Source organism: Mariprofundus sp. EBB-1 (genome assembly GCF_003665155.1).
In the GTDB taxonomy this organism is placed as follows: Bacteria; Pseudomonadota; Zetaproteobacteria; order Mariprofundales; family Mariprofundaceae; genus Mariprofundus.
Genome location: NZ_RCFQ01000010.1, coordinates 1 through 22,675, shown reverse-complemented (window position 1 = coordinate 22,675; position 22,675 = coordinate 1). Strand labels below are relative to the sequence as shown.

Here is a 22,675-nt window from a genome sequence, read left to right as displayed (position 1 = left end):
CAGATTGCATATCATGGCTATGATCTGTTTGGCAGGATTATTGAACGGGTGTCAGTCCGGAGCACATGGCCAAAATGGTATGCTCGCTGATAGTAATTCGATGCTCGATCTGTTTGAACAAGGTAGTGAAGCTATTGGTATCATGAATACGTTGACGCTTATTCAGCATGATTATGATAGTGGCCGCATTATGCGTGCTCGGGCCCGAGTGTTGGCTATGGATAAATCACATCGTGACTATGTGGAATCGTATCGTTTTTTAAAACAGAAAATTGAGCCGGCCAGGCGACGGGTGTTTTTACATTATCTCAGGGCTGCCAGTGAACACGAAAAACATGGCCGCTGGGCGGCGGCTATGTGGGCTTATGATCAGGCCAGAACAGTGACGATTAAACCGGAAAAGATGGTTAAGAAGCGTGAGCAGATGAAGCTCAATATGCGCCAGGTTCGTTTTGATCAAATGCTGAAGCAACGTCGAAAAGAGGATAGTGTGTTATTGGCTGATGCCAGTGCTTATGAGAATCCCAAGGGTGTGGCCCCCAGTGATGAAGTGTTTGCGCGTATGCGGGAGCATTATAATGATCTACTGGATGAACGGGCAGATCATGCCTTTCGGGAAGCACGACGATTCCTGAGTAAGAATTTACCTGAAATTGCTTATGTAGAGATTGAATCGTATGTGCGCTTGCAGCCGGGTAGTGCTCAGGCTACAAAAATAGTGGTGGAAATACGAAAATCCATGCCAAAAGGTTTGATTATCCCATCGTTGAAACAGGCTGGGGTGAAAAAGGTTGTAACTGGGAAACGCCTGAGAATGCCTCAAAAAATGAGTGAGAAACAGGTGCTGGAAAGCATTAACTCTGGTGATTTGATTCAGGCCAGACAATTTGCTCAGGTGTATCGGCGTAATGGTGGCAGGAATGCGGAAAAACTGTTGGCACAGATTCAGACGCAGCTGGATAAAGAGTCTGCTAAATTATTTGCACAGGGTAGTAAGGCATTTGCGCAAGAGAAGCTGGACAAGGCCATTGACTATTGGGGTGATGCGGTGGCAATGAGGCCGGAAAAGTCCGAATATCAGGAATCTTTACGCCGGGCGAAACAGCTGAAAGAACGTTTGAATTTGTTACGTGACCAGAAGCTAGAGAATGGTTCGGTTTCAATGCATAGCAAAAGACCAAACGGCCCAATTTCTGAGGAGGAATAAGATGCGTGATCAGATAGTGTTACAGCGTCGTCAAAGCAGGGAAATTCAAGTGGGAAGTGTCACGGTTGGTGGCAATGCACCTGTCGCCGTACAGTCCATGACCAATACGCTGACCACGGATATTGATGCCACGGTGGCACAAGTGCTACGCCTGCAAGAGGCCGGAGCTGACATTGTACGTATTTCTGTACCTGATCCTGAATCTGCTGCAGCCATGCCTGAGATTTTAAACCAGACACAGGTACCGATTATTGCGGATATTCACTTTAGCTACAAAATGGCTCTGGCATCACTGGATGCAGGGGTGCATGGCCTACGTCTGAATCCGGGTAATATCGGAGGGCGTGATCGCGTTGAGCGCGTGGTGAAAGCCAGTGCGGAGCGCGGTGTTTCGATTCGCATCGGTGTGAACGCAGGTTCGTTGGAAAAAGAGTTGAATGAAAAATACGGCGAACCCTGTGCCGATGCGATGGTTGAATCGGCCTTAAATCATATTCATATTTTAGAAGATATGCATTTCAATGATATCAAGGTATCTCTCAAGGCCAGTAATATTCCGATGACTGTGGCTGCTTATCGCAAGCTTGCTAAGATAGTGGATTATCCGCTGCATCTGGGCATTACAGAATCAGGTAGCCGTTTTGGCGGTACTGTAAAATCATCCATTGGTCTTGGCCTGCTATTGGCCGATGGCATTGGTGATACCATTCGTGTGTCGCTGGCAGCCGAGCCGGAAGAAGAGGTGAAGGTTGGTTTTGAAATTTTAAAATCTTTGGGGTTGCGCCATCGCGGTGTAAACTTGATCGCTTGCCCGAGCTGTGCGCGTCAGAAATTCAATGTGATTGAGATTGTGGCAGAACTTGAAGAGCGGCTGGCGCATATTCAGGAAAATATCGATGTGGCGGTGATCGGCTGTGTGGTAAACGGTCCCGGTGAAGCCAAAGAGGTGGATGTAGGCATTACCGGTGGGTATCCGGTTCATATGATGTACCGTGATGGCGAAAAGTCGGAAAAAGTGAAGACAGGCAATATGATTGATCAGCTGGTGGAAGATGTGGAGCGGCGTGCCGCGCTTGTGCGTCAGGCAGCGTTAGACGGCAATGGAGAGAAAAGCTAGTGGCAGTGAAGAAATTACAAAGTATTCGTGGTATTCATGATGGATTACCTGCTGAGGTGCGGTTGTGGCAGCGGGTAGAAACAGCTGCCCGGAAAGTGTTTGGCACCTATGCCTTTTCTGAAGTGCGCCTGCCTGTGTTGGAACCGACCGAGCTGTTTGTGCGCTCAATTGGTGAAGCCACCGATATTGTATCTAAAGAGATGTATGCCTTCAGCGATCAGGGTGGAGACAATATCTGTCTGCGGCCTGAGGGAACGGCAGGTGCTGTGCGTGCTTATCTGCAAGGCGGTTTAACACGTTCAGGCAGCCAGCGTTGGTTTTATATTGGTCCGATGTTTCGTCGTGAGCGGCCGCAAAAAGGGCGTTTAAGACAATTCCAGCAGATTGGTGTGGAGATGTTTGGTGCCAATGGCCCGTTGGAAGACGCCGAAATTTTGGCTATGGCGCATAGCTTCTTATCCGAATTGGGCATTGCAGGGTTAACCTTAGAGATCAATTCTCTGGGTTGTGCTGATTGTCGCCCTGGTTACCGTGAAGTGCTGCTCGATTATTTGCATGCACGCAAAGAGCACCTGTGTGAAACCTGTGTTGACCGTATGGAGAAAAACCCAATGCGGGTGCTTGATTGCAAAGAGGTGTCGTGTCAGACGCAGTTGAATGATGCGCCGGAAATGATTGACCATCTGTGCGAGGCTTGTGATACGCATTTCAGCGGTCTGAAATCAGGTTTGAATGCACTGGCTGTGCCGTATCATATCAATGCCCGCATTGTGCGTGGCTTGGATTATTATAACCGAACTGCCTTTGAAATTGTAACCGATCAATTGGGTTCACAGGGGACGGTGCTGGCCGGTGGTCGCTACGATGGCCTGGTGTCTGAACTTGGAGGACCAGCTACCTCTGCCATCGGTTTTGCTGCAGGTCTTGAACGTCTGGGTATGTTGCTAGCAGCGTCTGATACAGCGCTGGTTGATGTGGCGGTTGTAGCACTGGGTGAGTCTGTGCTTGGCTATTCGATGCAGCAGGGCGCAGCTCTGCGTGCGGAAGGTTTTACTGTTGTGCATTGCGGTGGTGGTAGTGCTAAACGTCAGTTTAAAGTGGCTGATCGTGAAGGTGCGCGTTTTGTGGTTGTCATCGGTGATGAAGAGATGCAGCAGAATCGCATCACCTTAAAAGAGATGGCCACAGGCGAGCAGAAGCAGCTGGATGTTGACCAATTGGTGGGAGCCTTACAGAAATAAACAGCTCTCTGGCGTACTATCATGATTCAGCATGTTTCACCGCAGAGACCCGGAGTACGCAGAAAAACCGGTATAATGTTGAGTACAAAATGCTAACCGGAGCGTAATATAAGTAGATTGCATCTACTTTGGCTTCACTTCGCGCCTGCGGTGAATATTGTATCTATTTTTGATTTTACTTTGCGTAACTCTGCGTACTTCGCGGTGAAAAGGTTTTAACTGTTTTATACTCAAAATAAAGCCTTGCTTGGTGCGTGCGATTGCCCATGCTAGCCTCGCGCGCCTTGGATGCTCTGTTGACTTACGAGCATCCTTAGTTTTTTTTTGGAGCCTCATCATCATGTTTAGTATTTTAACCAAGCTGTTTGGCAGTCGTAATGAGCGTTTGCTTAAAGACCTGTGGCCGATCGCCAAGCAAGTGAATGATTTTGAGGCTGATGTTCAGGCTCTATCGGACGAGGCTCTGGCTGCAAAAACAGAAGAGTTTCGTGGTCGTTTGAATGATGGCGCTACTGTTGACGATCTGTTGCCAGAAGCATTTGCCGTGGTGCGTGAGGCTTCCTCGCGCGTGTTAGGTATGCGTCATTTTGATGTGCAGCTGATCGGCGCTGGGATTCTTAATCAGGGTAAAATCGCTGAAATGAAAACAGGTGAAGGTAAAACACTGATGGCGACATTGGCTGTTTATCTTAATGCTTTGTCCGGTAAAGGCGCACATGTGGTGACCGTGAATGATTATCTGGCCAAGCGTGATGCTGAGCATATGGGCGAGTTGTATGGTTTTCTTGGTCTTTCAACCGGTGTGATTGTCAATGGTATTCCAAGCGAGGAACGTCGCGCGGCTTATGCTGCCGATATCACTTATGGTACCAATAACGAGTTCGGTTTTGATTACCTGCGCGATAATATGGCTTTTAACAAAGAAGATCTGGTGCAACGCGGTCATCACTATGCGATTGTCGATGAGGTCGACTCTATTCTGGTCGATGAAGCACGTACGCCATTGATTATCTCAGGTCCTGCTGAAGCCGCCGGTGAGCTATATGGTCAGACAGATGCGTTGATCAAGCAGCTGGTAGAAGAAGATTATGAGAAAGATGAAAAAGACAAAGCTGTTTCTTTTACCGAGCTAGGTAATGAACATATGGAGCAGCTATTCCGTGATGCAAATCTTATGCCTGAGGGCACACTGTATGACCCGGAGAATGTAAATTTGATGCATGCCGCAACCCAGTGTTTGCGTGCCAATACCCTGTTTACCCGTGAAGTAGATTATATCGTGCGCGATGATGAAGTGGTCATTATTGATGAGTTTACTGGTCGTATGATGCCTGGTCGTCGTTATTCTGATGGTCAGCATCAGGCTCTGGAGGCCAAAGAGAATGTGACGGTTCAGCCGGAAAACCAGACGCTGGCTTCGATTACATTCCAGAACTATTTCCGTATGTACGATAAACTGGCCGGTATGACCGGTACTGCCGATACCGAAGCGGAAGAATTTCATAAAATTTACAAACTTGAAGTGGTCATTGTTCCAACCAATCGCGATATGATTCGTCAAGATATGCCGGATGTTATTTATCGTGATGCAGCTGATAAATACAGTGCCATCATTACCGATATCGAATCGTTGCATAAAACCAATGCGCCGATCCTTGTTGGTACGATCTCCATCGAAAAATCCGAGGTTTTATCAGAAGAATTGACCAAGCGCGGCATCAAACATGAAGTATTGAATGCCAAACAGCATGCGCGTGAAGCGGAAATTGTGTCACAGGCAGGGCGTAAAGGGGCGGTGACCATTGCCACCAATATGGCCGGTCGTGGTACTGATATTATGCTTGGTGGTAATCCGGATATGCTGATTGCGGCACTACCGGCTAAATTATCTGATGCTGATCGTGAAGTAAAAGCAAAAGAGATCCGTGAAGCTTGTGCGGCTGAACATATTGAAGTGGTTGAAGCAGGTGGTCTGCATATTCTCGGTACCGAGCGTCATGAATCACGCCGTATTGATAATCAGTTGCGTGGTCGTGCCGGTCGTCAGGGTGATCCGGGGCTGACCCGTTTCTATCTGTCACTGGATGATGATCTTATGCGTATTTTCGGTGGCGAAAAGATGCAGTCCATGATGACCAAGCTGGGCTTTGAAGAGGGTGAAGCGATTGAACATCCGTGGGTAACCAAAGCGATTGAAAACTCACAGAAGAAAGTGGAAGGGCGCAACTTTGATGTGCGTAAACAGCTACTGGAATATGATGATGTGATGAATCAGCAGCGTGATGTGGTCTATTCTCAGCGCCGTGAACTGTTGGAAGCGGATGATGTGACCGACGTGGTTGACGATATGCAGGCTGATCTGTCTGGCCGTTTGGTGACTGAGTTTTTACATGGTCACACGGAAGAGTGGGCGCTGGATGAATTGCGTGATGCGTTGAATGAGCGCTTTACAGTTGAAGCCGACCCTAAGCTTTGGTTGGAACACGACGATGTGGATACCGCTGAGGATATGGCTGGAAAGATTCATGCTGCATTAACGGCGCATATGGCTGCCAAAGAAGAGATCACCGGCGCTGAGCAGATGCGTCATTTTGAAAAATACCTTGTCTTACAGATCTTCGATCATCTGTGGAAAGAACATCTGCTGGCCATGGATCACCTGCGTCAAAGTGTTGGTCTGCGTGGTTATGCTCAGAAACAGCCGATTCAGGAGTACAAACGCGAATCGTTTGAACTGTTTGAAACGATGCTGGATAAAGTGCGTGAAGAAACCATGATAGCCATGCATCGTGTGCAGGTTGAACAGGAAGAGCCTTTGGTTGAAGAGCCTCAGGAAAGTACGCCTGTGAACTATAATCTTGGTGAAGAAGATGAGCCGGAAGCGCAACACACTTATAAACGCGAACATCCAAAAGTTGGACGCAATGATCCATGTCCCTGTGGTTCGGGTAAAAAGTATAAACAGTGTCATGGTAAGCACGGCTAATGCCGGTTAATGCGCCTGAATTAAGTCCTGCATTACCTGTTCCGGGTTTTCGTATTGGTACAGCGTCGTGTGGCGTGAAATCAGCAGATCTAAAAGGTAAACGCACCGATTTAACCATGATTGTGGCGGATGTGGATTGTCATGCCGCAGGCACATTTACGCAGAACCGCTTGCGGGCTGCTTGTGTTGACCTGGGTGAGCAGACGATCAACCTGAACGGCACACAGGTGCGTGCTATTGTTGCCAATAGTGGCAATGCCAATGCCGCTACAGGTATCCGTGAAGAAGAGTGGGCGCAGATGATGATATCCACTGCCGCCAATGTTCTGAAGGTTTCATCTGATCAGGTGTTGTCTGCTTCTACCGGTGTGATAGGCACACCATTCCCGATTGATCGTATCGTGGAAGGCATTGAAGACGCAGCGGCTTCTGAATCCGACTGGATGCAGGCTGCCAATGCGATTCGTACTACCGATACCTATGCCAAGTGGAGCAGTCGTAAGGTGGGTGATTACACCATCACCGGTATCTCCAAGGGTAGCGGTATGATTCACCCGAATATGGCGACCATGCTTGGCTTTATCGCTACCGATGCACCGCTTTCTCAGGCTCAACTGCAAGCTATGATCAAGCGGGTGGTGGATCAGTCCTTTAACTCGATCAGTGTGGATGGTGATACATCGACCAATGATACAGTCTATCTGCTTGCCAGTGGTCTGGGTCTTGGTTATGCCCCGCTTCAGGATACATCCGCATTTGAAGTCGCGTTGACTGCGTTATGCATTGAACTGGCTCAGATGATTGTGCGCGATGGTGAAGGTGTTAGTAAATTTGTAACAATCAATGTCGAAGGTGCCGAGAGTGTTGATGAAGCGCGTCATGTGGCACGCACGATTGCGATCTCCCCGCTGGTGAAAACCGCCTTTGCCGGTTCCGATGCCAACTGGGGACGCATTGTTGCTGCCGCTGGTAATGCCGGTATCAATTTTGAAGCGGATAAGATCTCCTTGCGTTGTGATGATGTGGTGATGATGGAGAAGGGCAATCTGCATGCCGATTATCGTGATACAGATGGTATGGCTGTCTTTGCGCAGGCTGAGTTTTCCATTACGTTGAATCTAGGTATGGGCGATGCATCTGCGCGCGTCTGGACAGGTGATTTTACCCACGAATATATCACCATCAATGCGGAGTACCGTACCTAGTTTGAAACATCCGCAAAAGGCATTGACTCAGGTCGTCCATGGTCTTCGCCTTCCAGGCGGCTTGGCAGCCGTCCAAACTGGCTCCTTGCCTTTTGTTGCCCCTATTGCTCGCTGACGCAGATACAAACATGCGAGTTTGCATCAGCTTACGAATCCTTACGGATTCGCCAGCCCTCCTGGCTGGAATCTAATATGATATTTCAAACCATAGTTTTGATTGCCCCCTTTGATGACAAGGGCAATGTGCTGTTATTGAAAAGGAATGATGACACACATTGTGGTGGTCTGTGGTCATTCCCCGGAGGCAAAGTCGAAGCCGGAGAAAAAAACCAAGCAGCAGCCATGCGCGAACTCAAAGAAGAGGCAGGCCTTGATGCCACGGCGTGGGAAAGTCTTTGCAAGCAGAGCTATGAATATCCTGATCGGCTGTTGCAGTTTGAACTATTCAGCTGTGTGTGCCACGATCTCAGCCCGTTGAATACGGAATCACCCCATGTTTGGGCAACTGTCGATACATTGACAGATTACCCCATGCCAGATGCTAACGATGCATTTATTGCAGCGATTAAAGGACGGTTCGGTGTTGAGGGTAAAACTGTTCTGTAAACCTCCGGATACTTCTCATTGTTATGTCATTCACCGATGCAAGCGCTTGCAGTTGAAAAAAGCATCTATCGCCAGGGTATCTAATTAAGTCTCAGTGAATTGTATCGCAAACGCTAATGTTCATCTCTGTGATGCGTGACGATGGGGATCAGGAAATTTTGACGATAATGTCGATGAGCTTGTCTGCGGCATGAGCAAGGCGATCTGCGCTATTCGACATATGGCGATAGATTTCCCGATGTTTAAAAATATCAATGATAGCCAGTGCCATCAGCTGGTGTTCACCGCAGCCATTGTCACCGGGGATCTTTTTCAACATGGCTTCGGTGTGAAATAATTCCGCGATTGATCGGCGATATACCTCTTCAATTCTGCGTTCTGCCTTGCGTGCGGCCATGGCATCGTGCTCTGCGTGGGCAGGTTCGGTGGATAGCGTGGCAAATCCGCGTTGCAGTGCCTTTGCTCCGCGGTGAAGTTCGATGGCCATCTCAAGCATATGTCGGTCCGGCTGCAGTTCCAGCACCTCCATCTCGCGCACGGTGGTTTTAGCATAGTTGATAATGTCATCAATGCTGGTGATGGCATCATAGATGTCTTCACGATCCATGGGGGTGGTGAATGCCTTGTCCAATATATGATTATTGCGTCGTTTGAGTTTGTCGCCCTGTTTTTCCAAACTGCGAATTTCGGCTGCTGTGTCGGCATCGCCGCGTTCCATGTAGGTGATGAATATGGTCATGGTGTGCAGGCAGAGGTCGCATTGTTCATTGATAAGGGCGAAAAAATCCGGCATGGGCGGTATTACCCGGTCCACCAGTTGTTTTAGTAGATCTTTGATTGATGTGTCCATATCACCCTCCTGTAGCCAGGACTAATCCTTGATCCAACAGTACATAAGTGAATGCGGCGATGACAGCTGCCCCCGGAATAGTGATGATCCAGGTGCTGACAATATCGCCTGCTTTGTTCCATCGTACAGCACGCGGCCGTTCGGAGGCACCGATACCCATGATGGATGAGCTAACCACATGCGTGGTGGATACGGGGCCGCCCATCACTGCGGCAGAAAAGATAACCAAACCGGCTGTGACCTGGGCATTGACGGCATGTAGTGGCCTGATTTTGTAGATACCGAAGCCAACTGTTCTCACAATACGCCAGCCGCCGGACATGATGCCGAGTGTGATTGCCATTGCGCAAAGCAGGACAACCCAGAATGGAACTTGAAACTGTGGAATGAATCCCCCTAGCAACAGTACCAGCGTAATCACTCCCATACTTTTCTGCGCATCGTTAGCACCATGCGCAAATGCCAGTGCTGCGGTAGTGACAAACTGAATGCGGCGCAGCTTCTGATTCACCTGTATGGGCGCACTACGCAGTAGAATACCCGCCCAGCGGTGGATGATAAAACCGACCCAGAAGCCGAGAATTGGACTGAGAAGTAGCGCCAGAATTACCTTGAAAACACCGATGATATGGCCATTCCCCAGTTCATTGATGCCCCATACGATATGTTCACTGCCTACAGATACCAGTACAGCGCCAATGAGTCCGCCAACCAGCGCATGAGAGGAGGACGAGGGGATGCCAATTCGCCATGTGATGATATTCCATGTGACCGCTGCAATCACGCCGCACAGGATGATACTTATGGAGGGTAGGGCTTGCAGTGTTGAAATATCGATTAAGCTACCGATGGTATCTGCAACGGCAGTACCACCCAGCAGGGGACCAAGAAATTCAAAGAATCCGACTACGAGCACAGCCTGAAGTGGTGTCATGGCACGCGAGGCGATGACCGTGGCAATTACATTGGATGCATCATGAAAACCGTTGGTGTAATCAAATATCACCAGTACGATGATCGTTGCGACAGTAATTAGGATCAGGCTATTCATAGTATTCGCCTCTTGTCTGAAGGCTTATCTTATGCTTAATTAGTTAACCAGCCAATAAATGAAGTGCGACGGTTTTTGCCTTATAAATAGAGCATGTCAGATATGCGTGCGGCTGTTTTAAAAGTGATATTTGATGGCGGCCGTATATGTGTTGGCTTCAAGCCCTTTGTATCCGGTGTTGATGCTGGCGGCTGAATTGCCGGCTTTACCAAGCATGTGTGTGATCTCGGTATCGATGGAATAATCATCGTTGGCCTGATAGCTCAATCCGGCGCCATAGGCATAACTGATGCGGGTCTTGCTCTGTTTGGCTCCGGTCGTTGCCTGATAGCTGCCGTGCACCACCGCGAATCCGGCCAGCGCATATGCGGTAAGTGATTCACTTAATGCTATCTGTGGTTTGATATAATGGGCAACAAAATCCATGCGTTGCTTGGCTTTAGGAGTGATCGCATCACCACTATCGCTGCTGGCAGTCGCACCCAGACGCACTTCAGCACTGAAGTATTCATTGAAGTGGTGACCAATAAGCATGTAAGCACCGAACACTGTGTCCGTATTGATACCATTGTTTAGGCTAAATGCGCCTGTACCGGCTCCGACATAATGCTCTCCGGCCGCCGGTGCAGGTGTGCTAAAGCCCAGTGCAAGTAGTGTAGTAATTATTTTGATCGAGTTGCGCATAGCTGATCTCCGTTGTTCGATGGGCGCATATAGTAGGGAAGGATATTGAGGAATAAACCATTTGTTGTATTGCATGGGTTGTATGTATCGAGTCTGTTGAAAAATAAGGAAATATCCAATAGGGAGCAAGGGCGCAAGAAGAGTACGATGTTGGTGAATGTAAAAGATGCTGGGTTAGTTAAGGTTTGAAGAATACTCTTGCGGGCATGTTATTGGTCCTATTTCTGCTGTTATCCATTCCCATCGGATGTTTCTGTGTCTGGTTTGCCTGGAAGGCGCATCAGGTTGGGCGCAAACAACTTGTACGCGGCATGTTGTGGGCGGCTTTTATTAGCTTTGCATCAGCATTTCTGTTTGGTGGTTGGGGTTATTTGGTTGTCAGCGCTTAGCCTGAACTAACGCTGGTAACCCAATTTTACCATCGCTTTGCTGAAAGGGGCATGATGGCTCTCATACAATACAATCACTGCCGATAATAAGGTCGAATTCGCCCGCGTATTTCATCGTTTTGAATGCCATGATTTCAGCCCATTGGATACGGAAAAGTCCATGTCTGGTCAGCTGTCGATATATTGACAGATTACCCCATTCCAGTAGATAAAGAAGATCTTATTGAACTCCTTCAAAGCAGATTAAGGGTGGAAACAACTTCAATGTTCAAGATTTAGGGTTCTTAGTCGTTAAGGTTCATCCGTTGTAAATCAATGTCACTCTAATGTCATGATCTTGGCGATACTTATAGTCAACGATAATAGAGGTGATGGAATGCAAGCATTGCAATTGAGCAAGGATGACATGGGAGATAAATCTCAACAGTTAAAAGAAGAGTTGTTGGGTATCATTGATCGGCAAGATATTAACACCTTGTTTCAACCGGTCTTTGATCTTGGTGATCATTCGATATTTGCTTATGAGGCTTTGTCACGTGGTCCGGTTGACTCAGAGCTATTTAACCCCGAAAGACTGTTTGAAATAGCATATCATCATCAACTGGCTAGTGAACTGGATTATTTATGTCGACGTAAAGCCGTAGAAAACTTTGTAAATCGTAATATTTCGGGGAAGCTTGCGCTTAATATTTGCCCTAGTGTTTTAGTCAATATGAATTTCCGTAGTGGTCGTACGCTACAGATGTTGCAGGAAGTTGGATTGAGCAGTGACCGGGTTATTCTTGAGCTTACAGAACATCAACAAACGGATATCGCTAGTCTCAAGCAAGCTGTGAATTATTATCGGGATCTGGGTTTTTCGATTGCTATGGATGATTTGAGTGCGGGCTATTCAAACCTGCGCCTGCTGGCAGAGCTTCAGCCGGATTATCTGAAGTTGGATAAGTTTTTTGTATCAGGTGTGAAAGCAGACTGTGTGGAAGCTGAGTTTGTAAAGTTAATTACTGATCTGGCAGCACGTGTTGGTTGTAAGGTTATCGCCGAAGGCGTTGAAAGCGCTGATGATTTGATGTTTATTCAAAGAATGGACATTGCTTTTGGGCAGGGCTATTTGCTGGGCATGCCTCAGCAAGAAGCCATAGAACATATTCCTGATGTGTTGTTGGAAACGAGCGATAAGTTGCTGCTGAACTCAGGCCTTGCAGCAAACAGTAATATTGATGCGAGAATACAATGTAATATTGAACGCATTGGTTCGCTACAGTTGGACAGGACTGATGCTTGTTTTGCGACCGATAAGTTAACATCTGTTCTGAACACCTTTCAATCCAACCCGGAGCTATTGGCTTTGCCCGTGTTGGAGAATGGAAAAGTGGTTGGGGCAATTATCCGTGATGCATTGCTGAATGAGTTTTCCAAACCATATGCGCATAGCCTTTACAATCGTGCTCCAGTTTCGAAGTTGATGTTGAAAGATCCGCTTATCGTTCAAGTTGAAGACTCTCTTTCAGATGCAAGTCAGATGGCAACTAGCCGCTCATATAACCTTGTGTATTGCCCCATTATTGTGTGTGACGGAGAGCGCTACATAGGCATGCTATCCATTCGCAAACTTCTGGAAAAAATTACCCAAACTCAGGTGGTACATGCTTTGCATAGTAATCCATTAACCAGTCTGCCAGGTAATGTACGTATTGCCAGTGAGATACAAGAGCGTATTGATAAGAAAGCTACCTTTGTACTGAGTTATTTTGATCTGGATAATTTTAAGGCGTTTAATGACAAATATGGTTTTGAACGTGGTGATAAGATGATATGCCTTGTTGCCGAGTTGTTGCGTAAAACTGCATTGAAGAAGGATTTTGTCGGCCATATCGGTGGTGATGATTTTGTGATGATTCTTTCCGGAGCAGAATGGGAACAGAGAGTATGGAGCATGCTGCAATCATTCACAGAGAAGTCGCAATTACTGTACAATGATCACGAAAGAGAACTTGGTTTTATTGAGTCAACAGACCGCTTGGGTCATATCAGAGAGTTTGCCATGGCAAGCCTTTCGGTGAGTGCCACGATTTGTTCGCCTGGAAAGTTTAAATCTCATCTAGAGGCATCGGAAGTGATTGCCACCATCAAGCATGAATCGAAGAAACTGGAGGGGAATAGTATGATTGTTGATCGACGTAAATGTTGATATAGCTAAAGAAGCTAAAGGGGGGCGCTACCCTTTATGAGCATGAGCCACTACACTGTTTGGTGGTTGGGGTTATCTGGTTGTCAGCGCTTAGCCTGAACTAACGCTGGTAACGCAGAATTTGCCCTCGTGGCATAAGCTTTGCCAGATATTCGGTGTTTTCAGGTCTGCTCTGGCTATGAGTGTAACCCAGTTTTACCATCGCTTTGCTGAACGGGGCATGATGGCCTCGTCCCGGGTCCACCAGAATCACTTCACAATGTGCTTTGGCATGCTGATTAATGAATTCCGATAACAGCACGGCATGAGCGGTTTCATACAACACATCACTGCCGATAATGAGATCAAATTCGCCCAGCGTGCTATCGCCATCCTCCCAGCCTGTACGCAGGAATGGGATATCCTTATCATCATTTAATTCAGTGTTCTCCTGAAGAAAATTACCTGCTTCCGGATGGTAGTCGGTGGCTGTGATGTCGGCATGACGATGATTGAGTAGCAGGCTGGATAGCGCAATGCCACAACCCACCTCAAGGATTCTTTTGCCGGCAATATTAAAATCAGCCATGAGATGCGCCAGTATTTCGCCTGATGGCCAGACAATACCGAACAAGGGCCATGTGGCTGAAGAGATGCCTAATGCTTCTGCGATTCCTTCATCATCAGAGAATTCCTGATTGTCACGCAGAGCGCGGGTGTGAATATCAATGTTACCAAATTCGGTGGTTTGATAGCGAACACGTAGTGATGTCATAAATACCTGCGTAGCGATTGATTCGCAATAACGCAGCATGCGTGAGTCAACAGATTCACTACGATTATGGCATCATACAGAAGGGGAGCCTATTTGCCCAATGCGTAGGTAATTTTCTAGCAGGGCAATCGCATTAGAACCTTTTAAAAAAACATTCACCGCAGAGTTGCGCAGAGAAAGTTAAAAGCATTGTATTACAGGGCTCAATAAGAATGTAATGGAATAAAAATAACAGACAATGAAACATGAGAATTATCATGCCAATGAGAGGGCACCAAAAGCACACATATTGTTTGTTTTACTTTGCGTAACTTTGCGTCCTCTGCGGTAAATAATGCTGATCTTTCAGATCGCCCCGTAGCTGCTATGCTTCGCTGACTTTTTTCAGGAGTGTCACTATGGCCGATTATCAGTATATCTATTCTATGGAAGGCGTAGGCAAAGTTGTCGACAATAAAAAGGAAATATTGAAAGATATTTATCTCTCTTTTTTTCCGGGTGCCAAAATTGGCGTGTTGGGACTCAATGGTTCCGGTAAATCGACACTGCTGAAAATCATGGCCGGTCTGGACACTGAAATTCTTGGTGAAGCAAGACCTGCTCCGGGCATTCGTATCGGTTATCTGTCGCAGGAACCTGATCTCGATGAGACAAAAGATGTGCGTGGAAATGTTGAAGAAGCGGTGCAGCCGATGAAAGATGCGTTGGCTGAACTTGATGCAGTCTATGCGGCGTATGGTGAAGCTGATGCCGATTTTGATGCGATTGCTGCCAAACAGGCCAAACTTGAAAACTTCATTGAAGCTGGCGATGGTCATAACCTGGACCGCAAACTGGATGTGGCGGCAGATGCGCTGCGTCTGCCGGAATGGGATGCCGATGTAAGCAAGCTATCCGGTGGTGAGCGTCGTCGTGTCGCACTGTGTCGTCTGCTGTTATCAAACCCCGATATGTTGCTGTTGGATGAACCGACTAACCATCTGGATGCTGAATCGGTGGCCTGGTTGGAGCGTTTCCTGCATGACTATCCCGGTACGGTTGTTGCCGTAACCCATGACCGTTATTTCCTTGATAATGTGGCCGGTTGGATTCTGGAACTGGATCGCGGTCGTGGTATTCCGTTTGAAGGCAATTATAGCGGCTGGTTGGAACAGAAAGAGAAGCGCTTGTCGGTGGAAGAGAAGCAGGAATCATCACGCCAGAAAGCTATGAAGCAGGAGTTGGAGTGGGTGCGTGCCGGCACCAAAGGGCGTCATGCCAAATCAAAAGCACGCCTGAAAGCCTTTGATGAACTGGCCGGGCGTGAAGCGCAGGAGCGCAACGCAACCAAGCAGATCTTTATTCCATCCGGTGAGCGTCTGGGTGATATTGTTTTTGATGCAGAAGCAGTGAATAAGGCTTTTGGTGATAAAGTGCTGGTTGAAGACCTTAACTTCAGTCTGCCACGTGGTGGTATTGTCGGCATTATCGGTGCCAATGGTGCGGGTAAAACCACCCTGTTCCGTATGTTAACCGGCCAGGATACACCAGATTCAGGTACGTTGACTAAGGGTGAGACCGTGAATGTCTCTTATGTCGATCAATCCCGTGATGCACTTGATGATAAGAAAACCGTTTGGGAAGAGATTTCCGGTGGATCTGACACGATGTATCTGGGCAAGGTTGAAGTTCAGAGCCGCGCGTATTGTGGTCGTTTCAACTTTAAAGGTGGCGATCAGCAGAAGAAGGTAAGTATGTTATCCGGTGGTGAACGCAACCGTGTGCATCTGGCTAAAATGTTGAAAGAAGGTGGCAATGTGTTGCTGCTCGATGAGCCGACCAATGATCTTGATGTTGAAACATTGCGCGCACTGGAAGAGGCACTGCTTGATTTTGCCGGATGTGCGATTGTGATCTCGCATGACCGCTGGTTCCTTGATCGTGTGGCTACCCATATGCTGGCCTTTGAAGGTGAGGGACATGTGGAGTGGTTCGAAGGTAACTTTGAAGAGTATGAAGCAGATAAGAAGAAACGTCTGGGTGAAGATGCAACACAACCGCATCGCATGAGATACAAAAAACTGGTTGTATAACTATTCAGTTCACCTCTGGTTTACGCGACCCCCGCGTCAAAAGTACTCACAAAAAAGCAGGATGCTGTTTGCACAAGCGATAGCTTGCTTGAGAGGGGCATGGATGCCCCGAATGACTTACAGGCGTAAACTCCGTGCTTTTTCCTTGGCCTCACGCAAACCAGAGGCAATTTGAATAGTTAGAGTCGTGAAAACGGTAACTGAAATTGGAGAATGTATTGGCCCGGTCTACTACAGTGAGTGGTTCTGAATGTAATATCAGCAGTTTGCCTGCTGATCCGGTAGCACCCGATGCCTTGATGGGGATTCCGCGTCAGCAGACCAATCCCGGCCGTTGGCAGGGTGATCACTGGTCAGACTTTGTCCAAGAGCTTACAGGGCAGGGGATTGAAGTGCGCCAGCAGCGTGCCTCAACAGGCACCTATGTCACGGATGCCGGTGGGCTGGCGTATGGTTTGCCGCATGGTGTGGTGGTGGCGAAATCAGCTGAACAGATAGCCGCGCTGATGAAAGCGGCTCAGCAGTTTAGCGTACCTGTGACGGTGCGTGGCGGTGGTTTAACGACCGAAGGTGAATCGGTGGCTTTCGGTGGGCTATTATTGGATATGACAGGCATGAGCCGTGTGTTGGGAATAGATAAACAAGCGCTGACTGTACGCACGCAGGCCGGCATTTTCTGGCATCATCTGGCTGAAGTGCTGCGTCGTGATGGACTCGATTACCTCTCCGCTCCCCTCAATCTCACATCGTCAGTTGGTGGTACACTTGGTGTGGGTGGCATCGATGTAAACTCGGCCAAGCATGGTTGCAGTGCTGATCAGGCCATCTCCTTGCAGGTGGTAACGCCCACTGGTGAGATTGTTGAGTGTTCCGATAATGTGAATGCCGAGCTGTTTGAACGCATTATTCTGGGTTATGGACAGTTTGGCATTATTACCGAAGCGACGCTGAGCATTCGAACATACACCCCTTTACGCATGCACTACTATTATTATTCATCCCTTCACACCTGTGTCGAAGATCTGTTGATACTGGACCGATCTCAAAGCTGTGATTATACCGGCATTCTCACCATGATGGATTCAGCTATTACGCTGTTGGTGGCATTCGATTCAGATGAGCGGGAAGCTGCATTTCTGGCGGAGATAAAACCGGCCTTACGTGGTTATGGTGAATGGATGTTTGGCTTGAGGTTGGCTGCCTCCTTTGCATGGCGGCCGTGGAAGTGGCGAGAGGCGCTGTTTCTGTTGCGGCGCAAACGAGAGTTGTTTCCTGATTTGCAACCGAATCACCATATGCATGATGGTCAGATGTATGATCGAACGGTGGTGTTTTCGCGCGCGGTTTGGAAACACTGGGGTGATCGGCATATGGTGATTCCGGATTTGGCTACCAATGCGGAGAAATTTGTGGAGGCGGTTGAACGTGGCAATGCCGTGTGCCGTAAATACTTTCCTTATTACACGCTCTACTGTGTTGGCATTAAGTTGCGGGATGATCATCAGGCCCATTATGAACTTTCCAGTATTCCCCCCGATGCCGAGGGTTTTGCTTATGGCTGTGAGTTTGAGCCGATGTATGAGGAGGGGCAGGTATATAGCCGTGACACCCTGCAATCCTTCAAGAATGAGATTTATGATGTCGGTGTTGAGCTTGAAACCAGTTATTACCGGTTTGGTGGCATGATGAAGGGGTATATTCGCAGAGCGCTTGGTGATGCGGTGGTGGAGAAACATCTGGCGCTCAAAAAACAGGCTGATCCGGCCATGATATTGAACAGGGATGTGATATTTTAATGGCTTCCTATTCTGATTGTCATGGTTGTGCGTTATGTCTGCTCTCCTGTCCGATGTGGTTGCAAAAACGCGATGTGCGGTTTAGCCCACAGGGCATCGCTAAAGCGTTGCAACATGGCGCGGTAGCTGAAGATATTGCAGAAGAGGTGTCGACCTGCATCGACTGTGGTGCTTGTGATCTGCTCTGCCCTGAACAGATTGATTTGAGTGCGATGATTTCCTCCTTGCGATCAGAATGTGCCCCCGAACCTGAACCTGATATCGAGTCTGATCACGTTGATACGCACAGGGATGTCAGTCTGCAGATGCATCTCACAGCAGATGATCTGTTCATTATTGATGCGCGTCCTTTTCATACGCACTATGCCCAGCGCTTAGCCCACTATGATGTGTTGAGAAAGGCTACAGGATGCCAGATGAATTTGGATCTGAATCGCATGGCGATAGCAACAGGCATTGGCAGCAGGGCAGATCAGTGCGGGATGTTTGATGTGACATCGCAGATCCAGTGGCTGATGCAGGGGCGTAGCTTTGAGCGTGTTATTGTTGAAAATCCGGCTGATCAGGTAATGCTAGCGCAACTGAGCGGTAAACCGGTAATCTGTCTGAGCGATTTAATCAGGAGTGAGAAAAAGCATGCGTAGTGTGGATGTGGTAATTGTTGGAGCAAGCCTTGCAGCAGCGGCGGCGGCCAAGCGGCTGGTGGATGCGGGTTTGGAGACAGTGATTGTGGAAAAACAACAGCTGCCACGCCACAAGATCTGTAGCGGTATTCTTTCCCCTCGCGGTCATCGTTTTTTGTTAGAGAATTTTGGTCCTTTACCGCGCAACATATTGCATGAACCAACCTCGTGTAAGGGGGTGACTTTTCATTTCCCCAGCAGAGTTGAGATGCCGATGGATTTCTTTGGTGGCCCTACACCGCATCTGCATCGTAAATATTCAGATCACTGGGCGATTGAGCAGAGTGGTGCTGAAGTGATGGATGACACCTCCTTTTTGTCACAACAGCAGCATGATGATCATGTGATGGTCACGGCGCGGAAACGAGGCGGTGAGGCGTTTACGCTAAAAGCACGGTATCTGATTGGGGCTGATGGGCCGGTGTCACCAGTGCTGCGCTCGCTCTACCCGGCTTATCATAAACAGATTCCGATGTTCTTTGTTGGCCAAAAGTTCCATGAGATCATCGATTGTCCACTGGATGAGGCCTACTTCCATTTCTGGTTTCATCCTGATCTGGGTCATTATACCTGGAGTCATGCCCGTGATGGGCGTCAGATCGTTGGAGTCGGCTATAAAATCGGTGATAAGTTTCACGACAGGCACCTGTATGTGGCTAAATATTTTGAAGAGAAACATGGTGTGCGCTTGAAACCAGCCGATGATGATCATGAAGGCTGTTCAGAAAACTTTGGCCCATCGTTAATCAACCGCTATGTGTTTGGTAAAGGACGTGTGTTGATCACAGGTCAAGCGACCGGTTTCCTGAATATGATTGGTGAGGGCATGAGTTGCGCGCTGCATTCCGGTGCGATTGCGGGCGAGTCGGTGGTGGATGCCATGCTCAGAAACAAGCCTGTGCAGGATATTTACAGGCAGAACATTGCTTCGGAAGTACGCCGCACTACAGATCAGTGGAATCCTTTGAAGATTGCGTTTGATAAACCACATGAGGCTGACTTTCCTAAAGCCTTGATGGCGCTGCCAATGGCTGACCGCATCAAGGTGATGAAAGATATCTGGTCATTTCTCAAACTGTATAAAGAGTTTAAGTGGGGACGACAGATTGCAGCAATCAGTATGCAGCGCCTGATGCGTGGAGATTATTCCCAAAAGAATTGGTTATAAAATGCTGGAAGTAATTGTGCTCTCTGTGGCGCTGGCCATGGATGCATTTGCTGTATCCATTGGATTGGGCTCCAAATCGGACAGAGAGAAACGCATGACACTTGCTTTGATGGCGGGCGTATGGTTCGGTTTGTTTCAGGGTTTGATGCCGTTGATCGGTTATATGGCCGGACATGGTGTGTTGGGCTGGGTTGAAGATTATGCACCCTGGATTGCGTTTACTCTGCTTGTCCTGATTGGCGGTAAGATGATCTGGGAATCCTTTGGTGAAGGGGTTGAAGAAGAGATTAGGCGCATCACCCACAAGGTGATGCTGATGCTGGCGGTTGCCACCAGTATCGATGCGATGGCGGCTGGTTTCTCACTAACCTTACTACCTGTAGATCCTTTCTTGGCCTGTTTTCTAATAGGTGTTATTACGTTCATATTCAGTGCATTGGGTGTGTTCATCGGGTTTCGCAGCGGCACCTGGCTTGAGAGTAGGGCGGAACTGTTTGGTGGTGTTGTATTGATCTTGATTGGATTTAAAATGTTACTGTTGTGATGGATATCGTCTGCTGGTCAGGGTTTACTGATTTGATTTAGCATTTTTCACTGGCTGCGCCTGCGGCACAATGCCCCCCCCCTGCACGTCACGGTGAGGCAGGGCCTTTTCTTTCGCAAGCTCGATTCTGCTTGACGGAGAGAACCGCTTCAATGATCAAAGACAAAAATTTACCGCTAAGGACGCGAAGTTACGCAGAGAAGGCGATTGTTAGCTGGTAGTTGCGTTGCTTCTGATTTTACTTTGCGTAACTCTGCGTCCTTGGCGGTGAAAGCCTTTATGCATTTAATGCGATTGTCTTGTCGGCGGGACGGTTTTTAGTCGTCACGGCGGTCACGCGAGTGGCGATTGTGGTCACCGTCCTCTTCATCCTGACGATAGTCGTTATTTTGCCGGTCACGGTTTGATTGTGGTCTAGCGTGGTCGCTATTTCGTTCGGCGTTCTGTTTTTGCTGTTGATAATAGTTGTTCTGGCGGTCGCGATTTGATTGCGGCCGTGTGTAGCTGTGGTTTCGTTCGGCGTCCTGTCTTTGCTGGCGATAGTTGTAGCGTTGACGATCATCTCTCCGCCGTTCGTGCCGTTCTTCGACCCGCTCTCTCTGCGCCGGTCTCATATCTGGTTGCTGGTAACGTGCAGGTGCGTGATAGCGGCGCATGCGCTGCAAATTGTGGCGGGCAGGATAGTATTGCGAATCGAATCTGAGTGCCTGTTGGAAATGCATGCGGGCACCATTGTTGTTGCCCCAGAGCATCAGGGCTACGCCCAGATCATTGTGTGCAGCTGGGTTGTTGGGGCAATAAGCAATTCCTTGACGCATTAGCGTGATGCGGCGATCCAACCTTCGTTGATGGCGGGCTCGCTGGAAGTAAATGTCACCACGACTGCAATTGCTACGGTGATAGCGCGGAGCAGATTCATGGATTCGGTCATCACGGTCATCTGCCAGCATTGCGCCGGCCAGTCCACCCAGTACACCGCCAATAATGGCGCCTTCAACAAACTGATCGCTCTGGGCTCCGATGACAGCACCGGCGACCGCACCGACAGTAGCGCCCTGTGTTGCGGAGCGCTCCTGATAAGGGGTGGCACAGCTTGCGAGCAGGCCAATGGCCACAATGGATAGATAACGTTTCATAAGCATCTCCAGGTCAGGTGTAGTATGTCAGGGTTGGGGCTGTTGAATCACGTTTGCACCCACGCGCTGATGATTATATTCCATTGAGCATAATAATCATTGGCGAAATGTTCAATCTTGAAAAGTAATTTTGATAAGCCCTGGCGTTGAAGTGAAAGGACGCAATGAATAAAGGGATGAAACCTTATCAGGCAATCCGTATGGTTTCGATTGAGTTTGCGGGCGGTCAACCTGAGCTGCGAATCTGTTGATAGTGGAGCAGGAGAAAGTGATGAATAAACCAGTAGTAGTAATCGGTATGGGTGAAATAGGTTCGGTGTTTGCACGCGGAGTGATGAAACTCGGCTATCCGGTGGTGCCCGTGACGCGCGATATGGATATGGCAATAGTTGCATCGGATGTGAACGAACCTGAAATGGTGATCGTCGCCGTAGCGGAAAAGGATCTGCATGCTACCTTGAGCAAGCTACCTGATAGCTGGTGTGATCGATTGGTGCTATTGCAGAATGAGTTGTTACCACGTGACTGGGCTCAGCACGGTTTAATCGATCCAACCGTTATTTCGGTCTGGTTTGAGAAGAAAAAAGGCATGGACTCGAAGGTGGTAATTGAGTCGCCTGCCCATGGTGCGTCTGCGAAGCTGTTGCAGGATGCACTTGCTACGTTGGGTATTCCAGTGGTCACTGTTGATAGTGAAGCAGCGCTGTTATTCGAACTGGTATTAAAAAATCTCTATATATTAACCACCAATATAGCTGGCCTTGAGGCCGGTGGAAATGTACGTGAACTGTGGTTGGAACATCATGAACTGGCTTGTGAAGTGGCAGGTGATGTGTTGGATATTCAGGAGCATTTGATTGGTGAGGAAGTGGATCGTACAGCCCTGATTGAAGGCATGTTGAATGCCTTTGATGGTGATCCCGAACATGGTTGCATGGGCCGCTCAGCGCCAGCCAGATTGGAACGTGCTTTGGCTATTGCTGATGAAGCAGGGC

General features: G+C 48.3%; 19 protein-coding genes. 14 read left to right on the top strand and 5 right to left on the bottom strand.

The window, feature by feature from the left end:
* The first annotated feature begins 13 nt into the window (after positions 1–13).
* From D8Y20_RS05785 to D8Y20_RS05755, 6 genes are all read left to right on the top strand, one after another.
* Positions 14–1,207, top strand: coding sequence for a 4-hydroxy-3-methylbut-2-en-1-yl diphosphate synthase (locus D8Y20_RS05785; protein WP_201265550.1), 1,194 nt, complete (start codon positions 14–16; stop codon positions 1,205–1,207).
* Position 1,208: 1 nt separating this feature from the next.
* Positions 1,209–2,324 (top strand): flavodoxin-dependent (E)-4-hydroxy-3-methylbut-2-enyl-diphosphate synthase, encoded by a 1,116-nt coding sequence (ispG, locus tag D8Y20_RS05780; protein WP_121542101.1) that lies wholly within the window; start codon positions 1,209–1,211, stop codon positions 2,322–2,324.
* A complete protein-coding gene (gene hisS, locus D8Y20_RS05775; protein WP_121542100.1) occupies positions 2,324–3,565 on the top strand; it encodes a histidine--tRNA ligase in 1,242 nt (413 codons plus the stop codon). The genes ispG and hisS overlap by 1 nt, the downstream gene beginning before the upstream one ends.
* A 340-nt stretch (positions 3,566–3,905) precedes the next feature.
* Positions 3,906–6,551 (top strand): preprotein translocase subunit SecA, encoded by a 2,646-nt coding sequence (secA, locus tag D8Y20_RS05765; RefSeq protein ID WP_121542098.1) that lies wholly within the window; start codon positions 3,906–3,908, stop codon positions 6,549–6,551.
* Positions 6,551–7,756: a bifunctional glutamate N-acetyltransferase/amino-acid acetyltransferase ArgJ gene (argJ, locus tag D8Y20_RS05760; protein ID WP_121542097.1), complete on the top strand. Its 1,206-nt coding sequence runs from the start codon at positions 6,551–6,553 to the stop codon at positions 7,754–7,756. The genes secA and argJ overlap by 1 nt, the downstream gene beginning before the upstream one ends.
* 192 nt (positions 7,757–7,948) lie before the next feature.
* Positions 7,949–8,362 (top strand): NUDIX domain-containing protein, encoded by a 414-nt coding sequence (locus D8Y20_RS05755; RefSeq protein ID WP_121542096.1) that lies wholly within the window; start codon positions 7,949–7,951, stop codon positions 8,360–8,362.
* Positions 8,363–8,510: 148 nt separating this feature from the next.
* On the opposite strand, the gene D8Y20_RS05750 is transcribed toward D8Y20_RS05755, so the two are convergent.
* The 3 genes from D8Y20_RS05750 to D8Y20_RS05740 form a co-directional block, all read right to left on the bottom strand.
* Positions 8,511–9,212 carry a DUF47 domain-containing protein gene (locus D8Y20_RS05750; protein ID WP_236075273.1) on the bottom strand — a complete coding sequence of 234 codons (702 nt, stop codon included), beginning with the start codon at positions 9,210–9,212 and terminating at the stop codon, positions 8,511–8,513.
* Position 9,213: 1 nt separating this feature from the next.
* Positions 9,214–10,263 carry an inorganic phosphate transporter gene (locus D8Y20_RS05745; RefSeq protein WP_121542095.1) on the bottom strand — a complete coding sequence of 350 codons (1,050 nt, stop codon included), beginning with the start codon at positions 10,261–10,263 and terminating at the stop codon, positions 9,214–9,216.
* Positions 10,264–10,380: 117 nt separating this feature from the next.
* Entirely contained in the window at positions 10,381–10,947 is a 567-nt protein-coding gene (locus tag D8Y20_RS05740; RefSeq protein ID WP_121542094.1) for a porin family protein, read from the bottom strand.
* 206 nt (positions 10,948–11,153) lie between these two features.
* Here D8Y20_RS05740 and D8Y20_RS05735 point away from each other — a divergent pair, with 206 nt between their 5' ends.
* Together D8Y20_RS05735 and D8Y20_RS05730 are read left to right on the top strand one after the other, a co-directional pair.
* Positions 11,154–11,336, top strand: a complete 183-nt coding sequence (locus tag D8Y20_RS05735) for a hypothetical protein (RefSeq protein ID WP_121542093.1) — start codon at positions 11,154–11,156, stop codon at positions 11,334–11,336.
* Positions 11,337–11,712: 376 nt separating this feature from the next.
* On the top strand, positions 11,713–13,527 hold the full coding sequence (locus tag D8Y20_RS05730) for a bifunctional diguanylate cyclase/phosphodiesterase (protein WP_161957586.1): 1,815 nt from the start codon (positions 11,713–11,715) through the stop codon (positions 13,525–13,527).
* 100 nt (positions 13,528–13,627) lie between these two features.
* Here D8Y20_RS05730 and D8Y20_RS05725 read toward each other — a convergent pair whose 3' ends face one another.
* The gene (locus tag D8Y20_RS05725) at positions 13,628–14,281 is read right to left on the bottom strand and encodes a methyltransferase (RefSeq protein WP_121542091.1); all 654 of its coding nucleotides are present in this window, start codon (positions 14,279–14,281) and stop codon (positions 13,628–13,630) included.
* A 398-nt stretch (positions 14,282–14,679) separates the two neighbouring features.
* On the opposite strand from D8Y20_RS05725, the gene ettA reads away from it, so the two are divergent.
* From ettA to D8Y20_RS05700, 5 genes are all read left to right on the top strand, one after another.
* Entirely contained in the window at positions 14,680–16,353 is a 1,674-nt protein-coding gene (gene ettA, locus D8Y20_RS05720; RefSeq protein ID WP_121542090.1) for an energy-dependent translational throttle protein EttA, read from the top strand.
* A 218-nt stretch (positions 16,354–16,571) separates the two neighbouring features.
* Positions 16,572–18,149, top strand: a complete 1,578-nt coding sequence (locus D8Y20_RS05715; RefSeq protein ID WP_147434024.1) for an FAD-binding oxidoreductase — start codon at positions 16,572–16,574, stop codon at positions 18,147–18,149.
* Positions 18,149–18,793, top strand: coding sequence for a 4Fe-4S dicluster domain-containing protein (locus D8Y20_RS05710; protein ID WP_121542088.1), 645 nt, complete (start codon positions 18,149–18,151; stop codon positions 18,791–18,793). Before D8Y20_RS05715 ends, D8Y20_RS05710 begins: the two co-directional genes overlap by 1 nt.
* Complete coding sequence (locus D8Y20_RS05705; RefSeq protein WP_121542087.1) at positions 18,786–20,000, top strand: NAD(P)/FAD-dependent oxidoreductase; 1,215 nt, start codon at positions 18,786–18,788, stop codon at positions 19,998–20,000. The genes D8Y20_RS05710 and D8Y20_RS05705 overlap by 8 nt, the downstream gene beginning before the upstream one ends.
* A gap of 1 nt (position 20,001) precedes the next feature.
* Positions 20,002–20,544, top strand: a complete 543-nt coding sequence (locus D8Y20_RS05700) for a manganese efflux pump MntP family protein (RefSeq protein WP_121542086.1) — start codon at positions 20,002–20,004, stop codon at positions 20,542–20,544.
* Positions 20,545–20,861: 317 nt separating this feature from the next.
* Here the strand turns inward: D8Y20_RS05700 and D8Y20_RS05695 are convergent, their stop codons facing one another.
* Positions 20,862–21,680: a glycine zipper family protein gene (locus D8Y20_RS05695; protein WP_121542085.1), complete on the bottom strand. Its 819-nt coding sequence runs from the start codon at positions 21,678–21,680 to the stop codon at positions 20,862–20,864.
* Positions 21,681–21,951: 271 nt separating this feature from the next.
* On the opposite strand from D8Y20_RS05695, the gene D8Y20_RS05690 reads away from it, so the two are divergent.
* On the top strand, positions 21,952–22,675 hold a 724-nt coding region (locus tag D8Y20_RS05690; protein ID WP_121542084.1), incomplete at its 3' end, for a hypothetical protein.

Coding starts and splice junctions, on each gene's coding strand:
- D8Y20_RS05785 (WP_201265550.1), top strand. CDS start 14: ATGGCTATGATCTGTTTGGCAGGATTATTGAACGGGTGTCAGTCCGGA.
- ispG (WP_121542101.1), top strand. CDS start 1,209: ATGCGTGATCAGATAGTGTTACAGCGTCGTCAAAGCAGGGAAATTCAA.
- secA (WP_121542098.1), top strand. CDS start 3,906: ATGTTTAGTATTTTAACCAAGCTGTTTGGCAGTCGTAATGAGCGTTTG.
- argJ (WP_121542097.1), top strand. CDS start 6,551: ATGCCGGTTAATGCGCCTGAATTAAGTCCTGCATTACCTGTTCCGGGT.
- D8Y20_RS05755 (WP_121542096.1), top strand. CDS start 7,949: ATGATATTTCAAACCATAGTTTTGATTGCCCCCTTTGATGACAAGGGC.
- D8Y20_RS05750 (WP_236075273.1), bottom strand. CDS start 9,212: ATGGACACATCAATCAAAGATCTACTAAAACAACTGGTGGACCGGGTA.
- D8Y20_RS05745 (WP_121542095.1), bottom strand. CDS start 10,263: ATGAATAGCCTGATCCTAATTACTGTCGCAACGATCATCGTACTGGTG.
- D8Y20_RS05740 (WP_121542094.1), bottom strand. CDS start 10,947: ATGCGCAACTCGATCAAAATAATTACTACACTACTTGCACTGGGCTTT.
- D8Y20_RS05735 (WP_121542093.1), top strand. CDS start 11,154: ATGTTATTGGTCCTATTTCTGCTGTTATCCATTCCCATCGGATGTTTC.
- D8Y20_RS05730 (WP_161957586.1), top strand. CDS start 11,713: ATGCAAGCATTGCAATTGAGCAAGGATGACATGGGAGATAAATCTCAA.
- D8Y20_RS05725 (WP_121542091.1), bottom strand. CDS start 14,281: ATGACATCACTACGTGTTCGCTATCAAACCACCGAATTTGGTAACATT.
- ettA (WP_121542090.1), top strand. CDS start 14,680: ATGGCCGATTATCAGTATATCTATTCTATGGAAGGCGTAGGCAAAGTT.
- D8Y20_RS05710 (WP_121542088.1), top strand. CDS start 18,149: ATGGCTTCCTATTCTGATTGTCATGGTTGTGCGTTATGTCTGCTCTCC.
- D8Y20_RS05705 (WP_121542087.1), top strand. CDS start 18,786: ATGCGTAGTGTGGATGTGGTAATTGTTGGAGCAAGCCTTGCAGCAGCG.
- D8Y20_RS05700 (WP_121542086.1), top strand. CDS start 20,002: ATGCTGGAAGTAATTGTGCTCTCTGTGGCGCTGGCCATGGATGCATTT.
- D8Y20_RS05695 (WP_121542085.1), bottom strand. CDS start 21,680: ATGAAACGTTATCTATCCATTGTGGCCATTGGCCTGCTCGCAAGCTGT.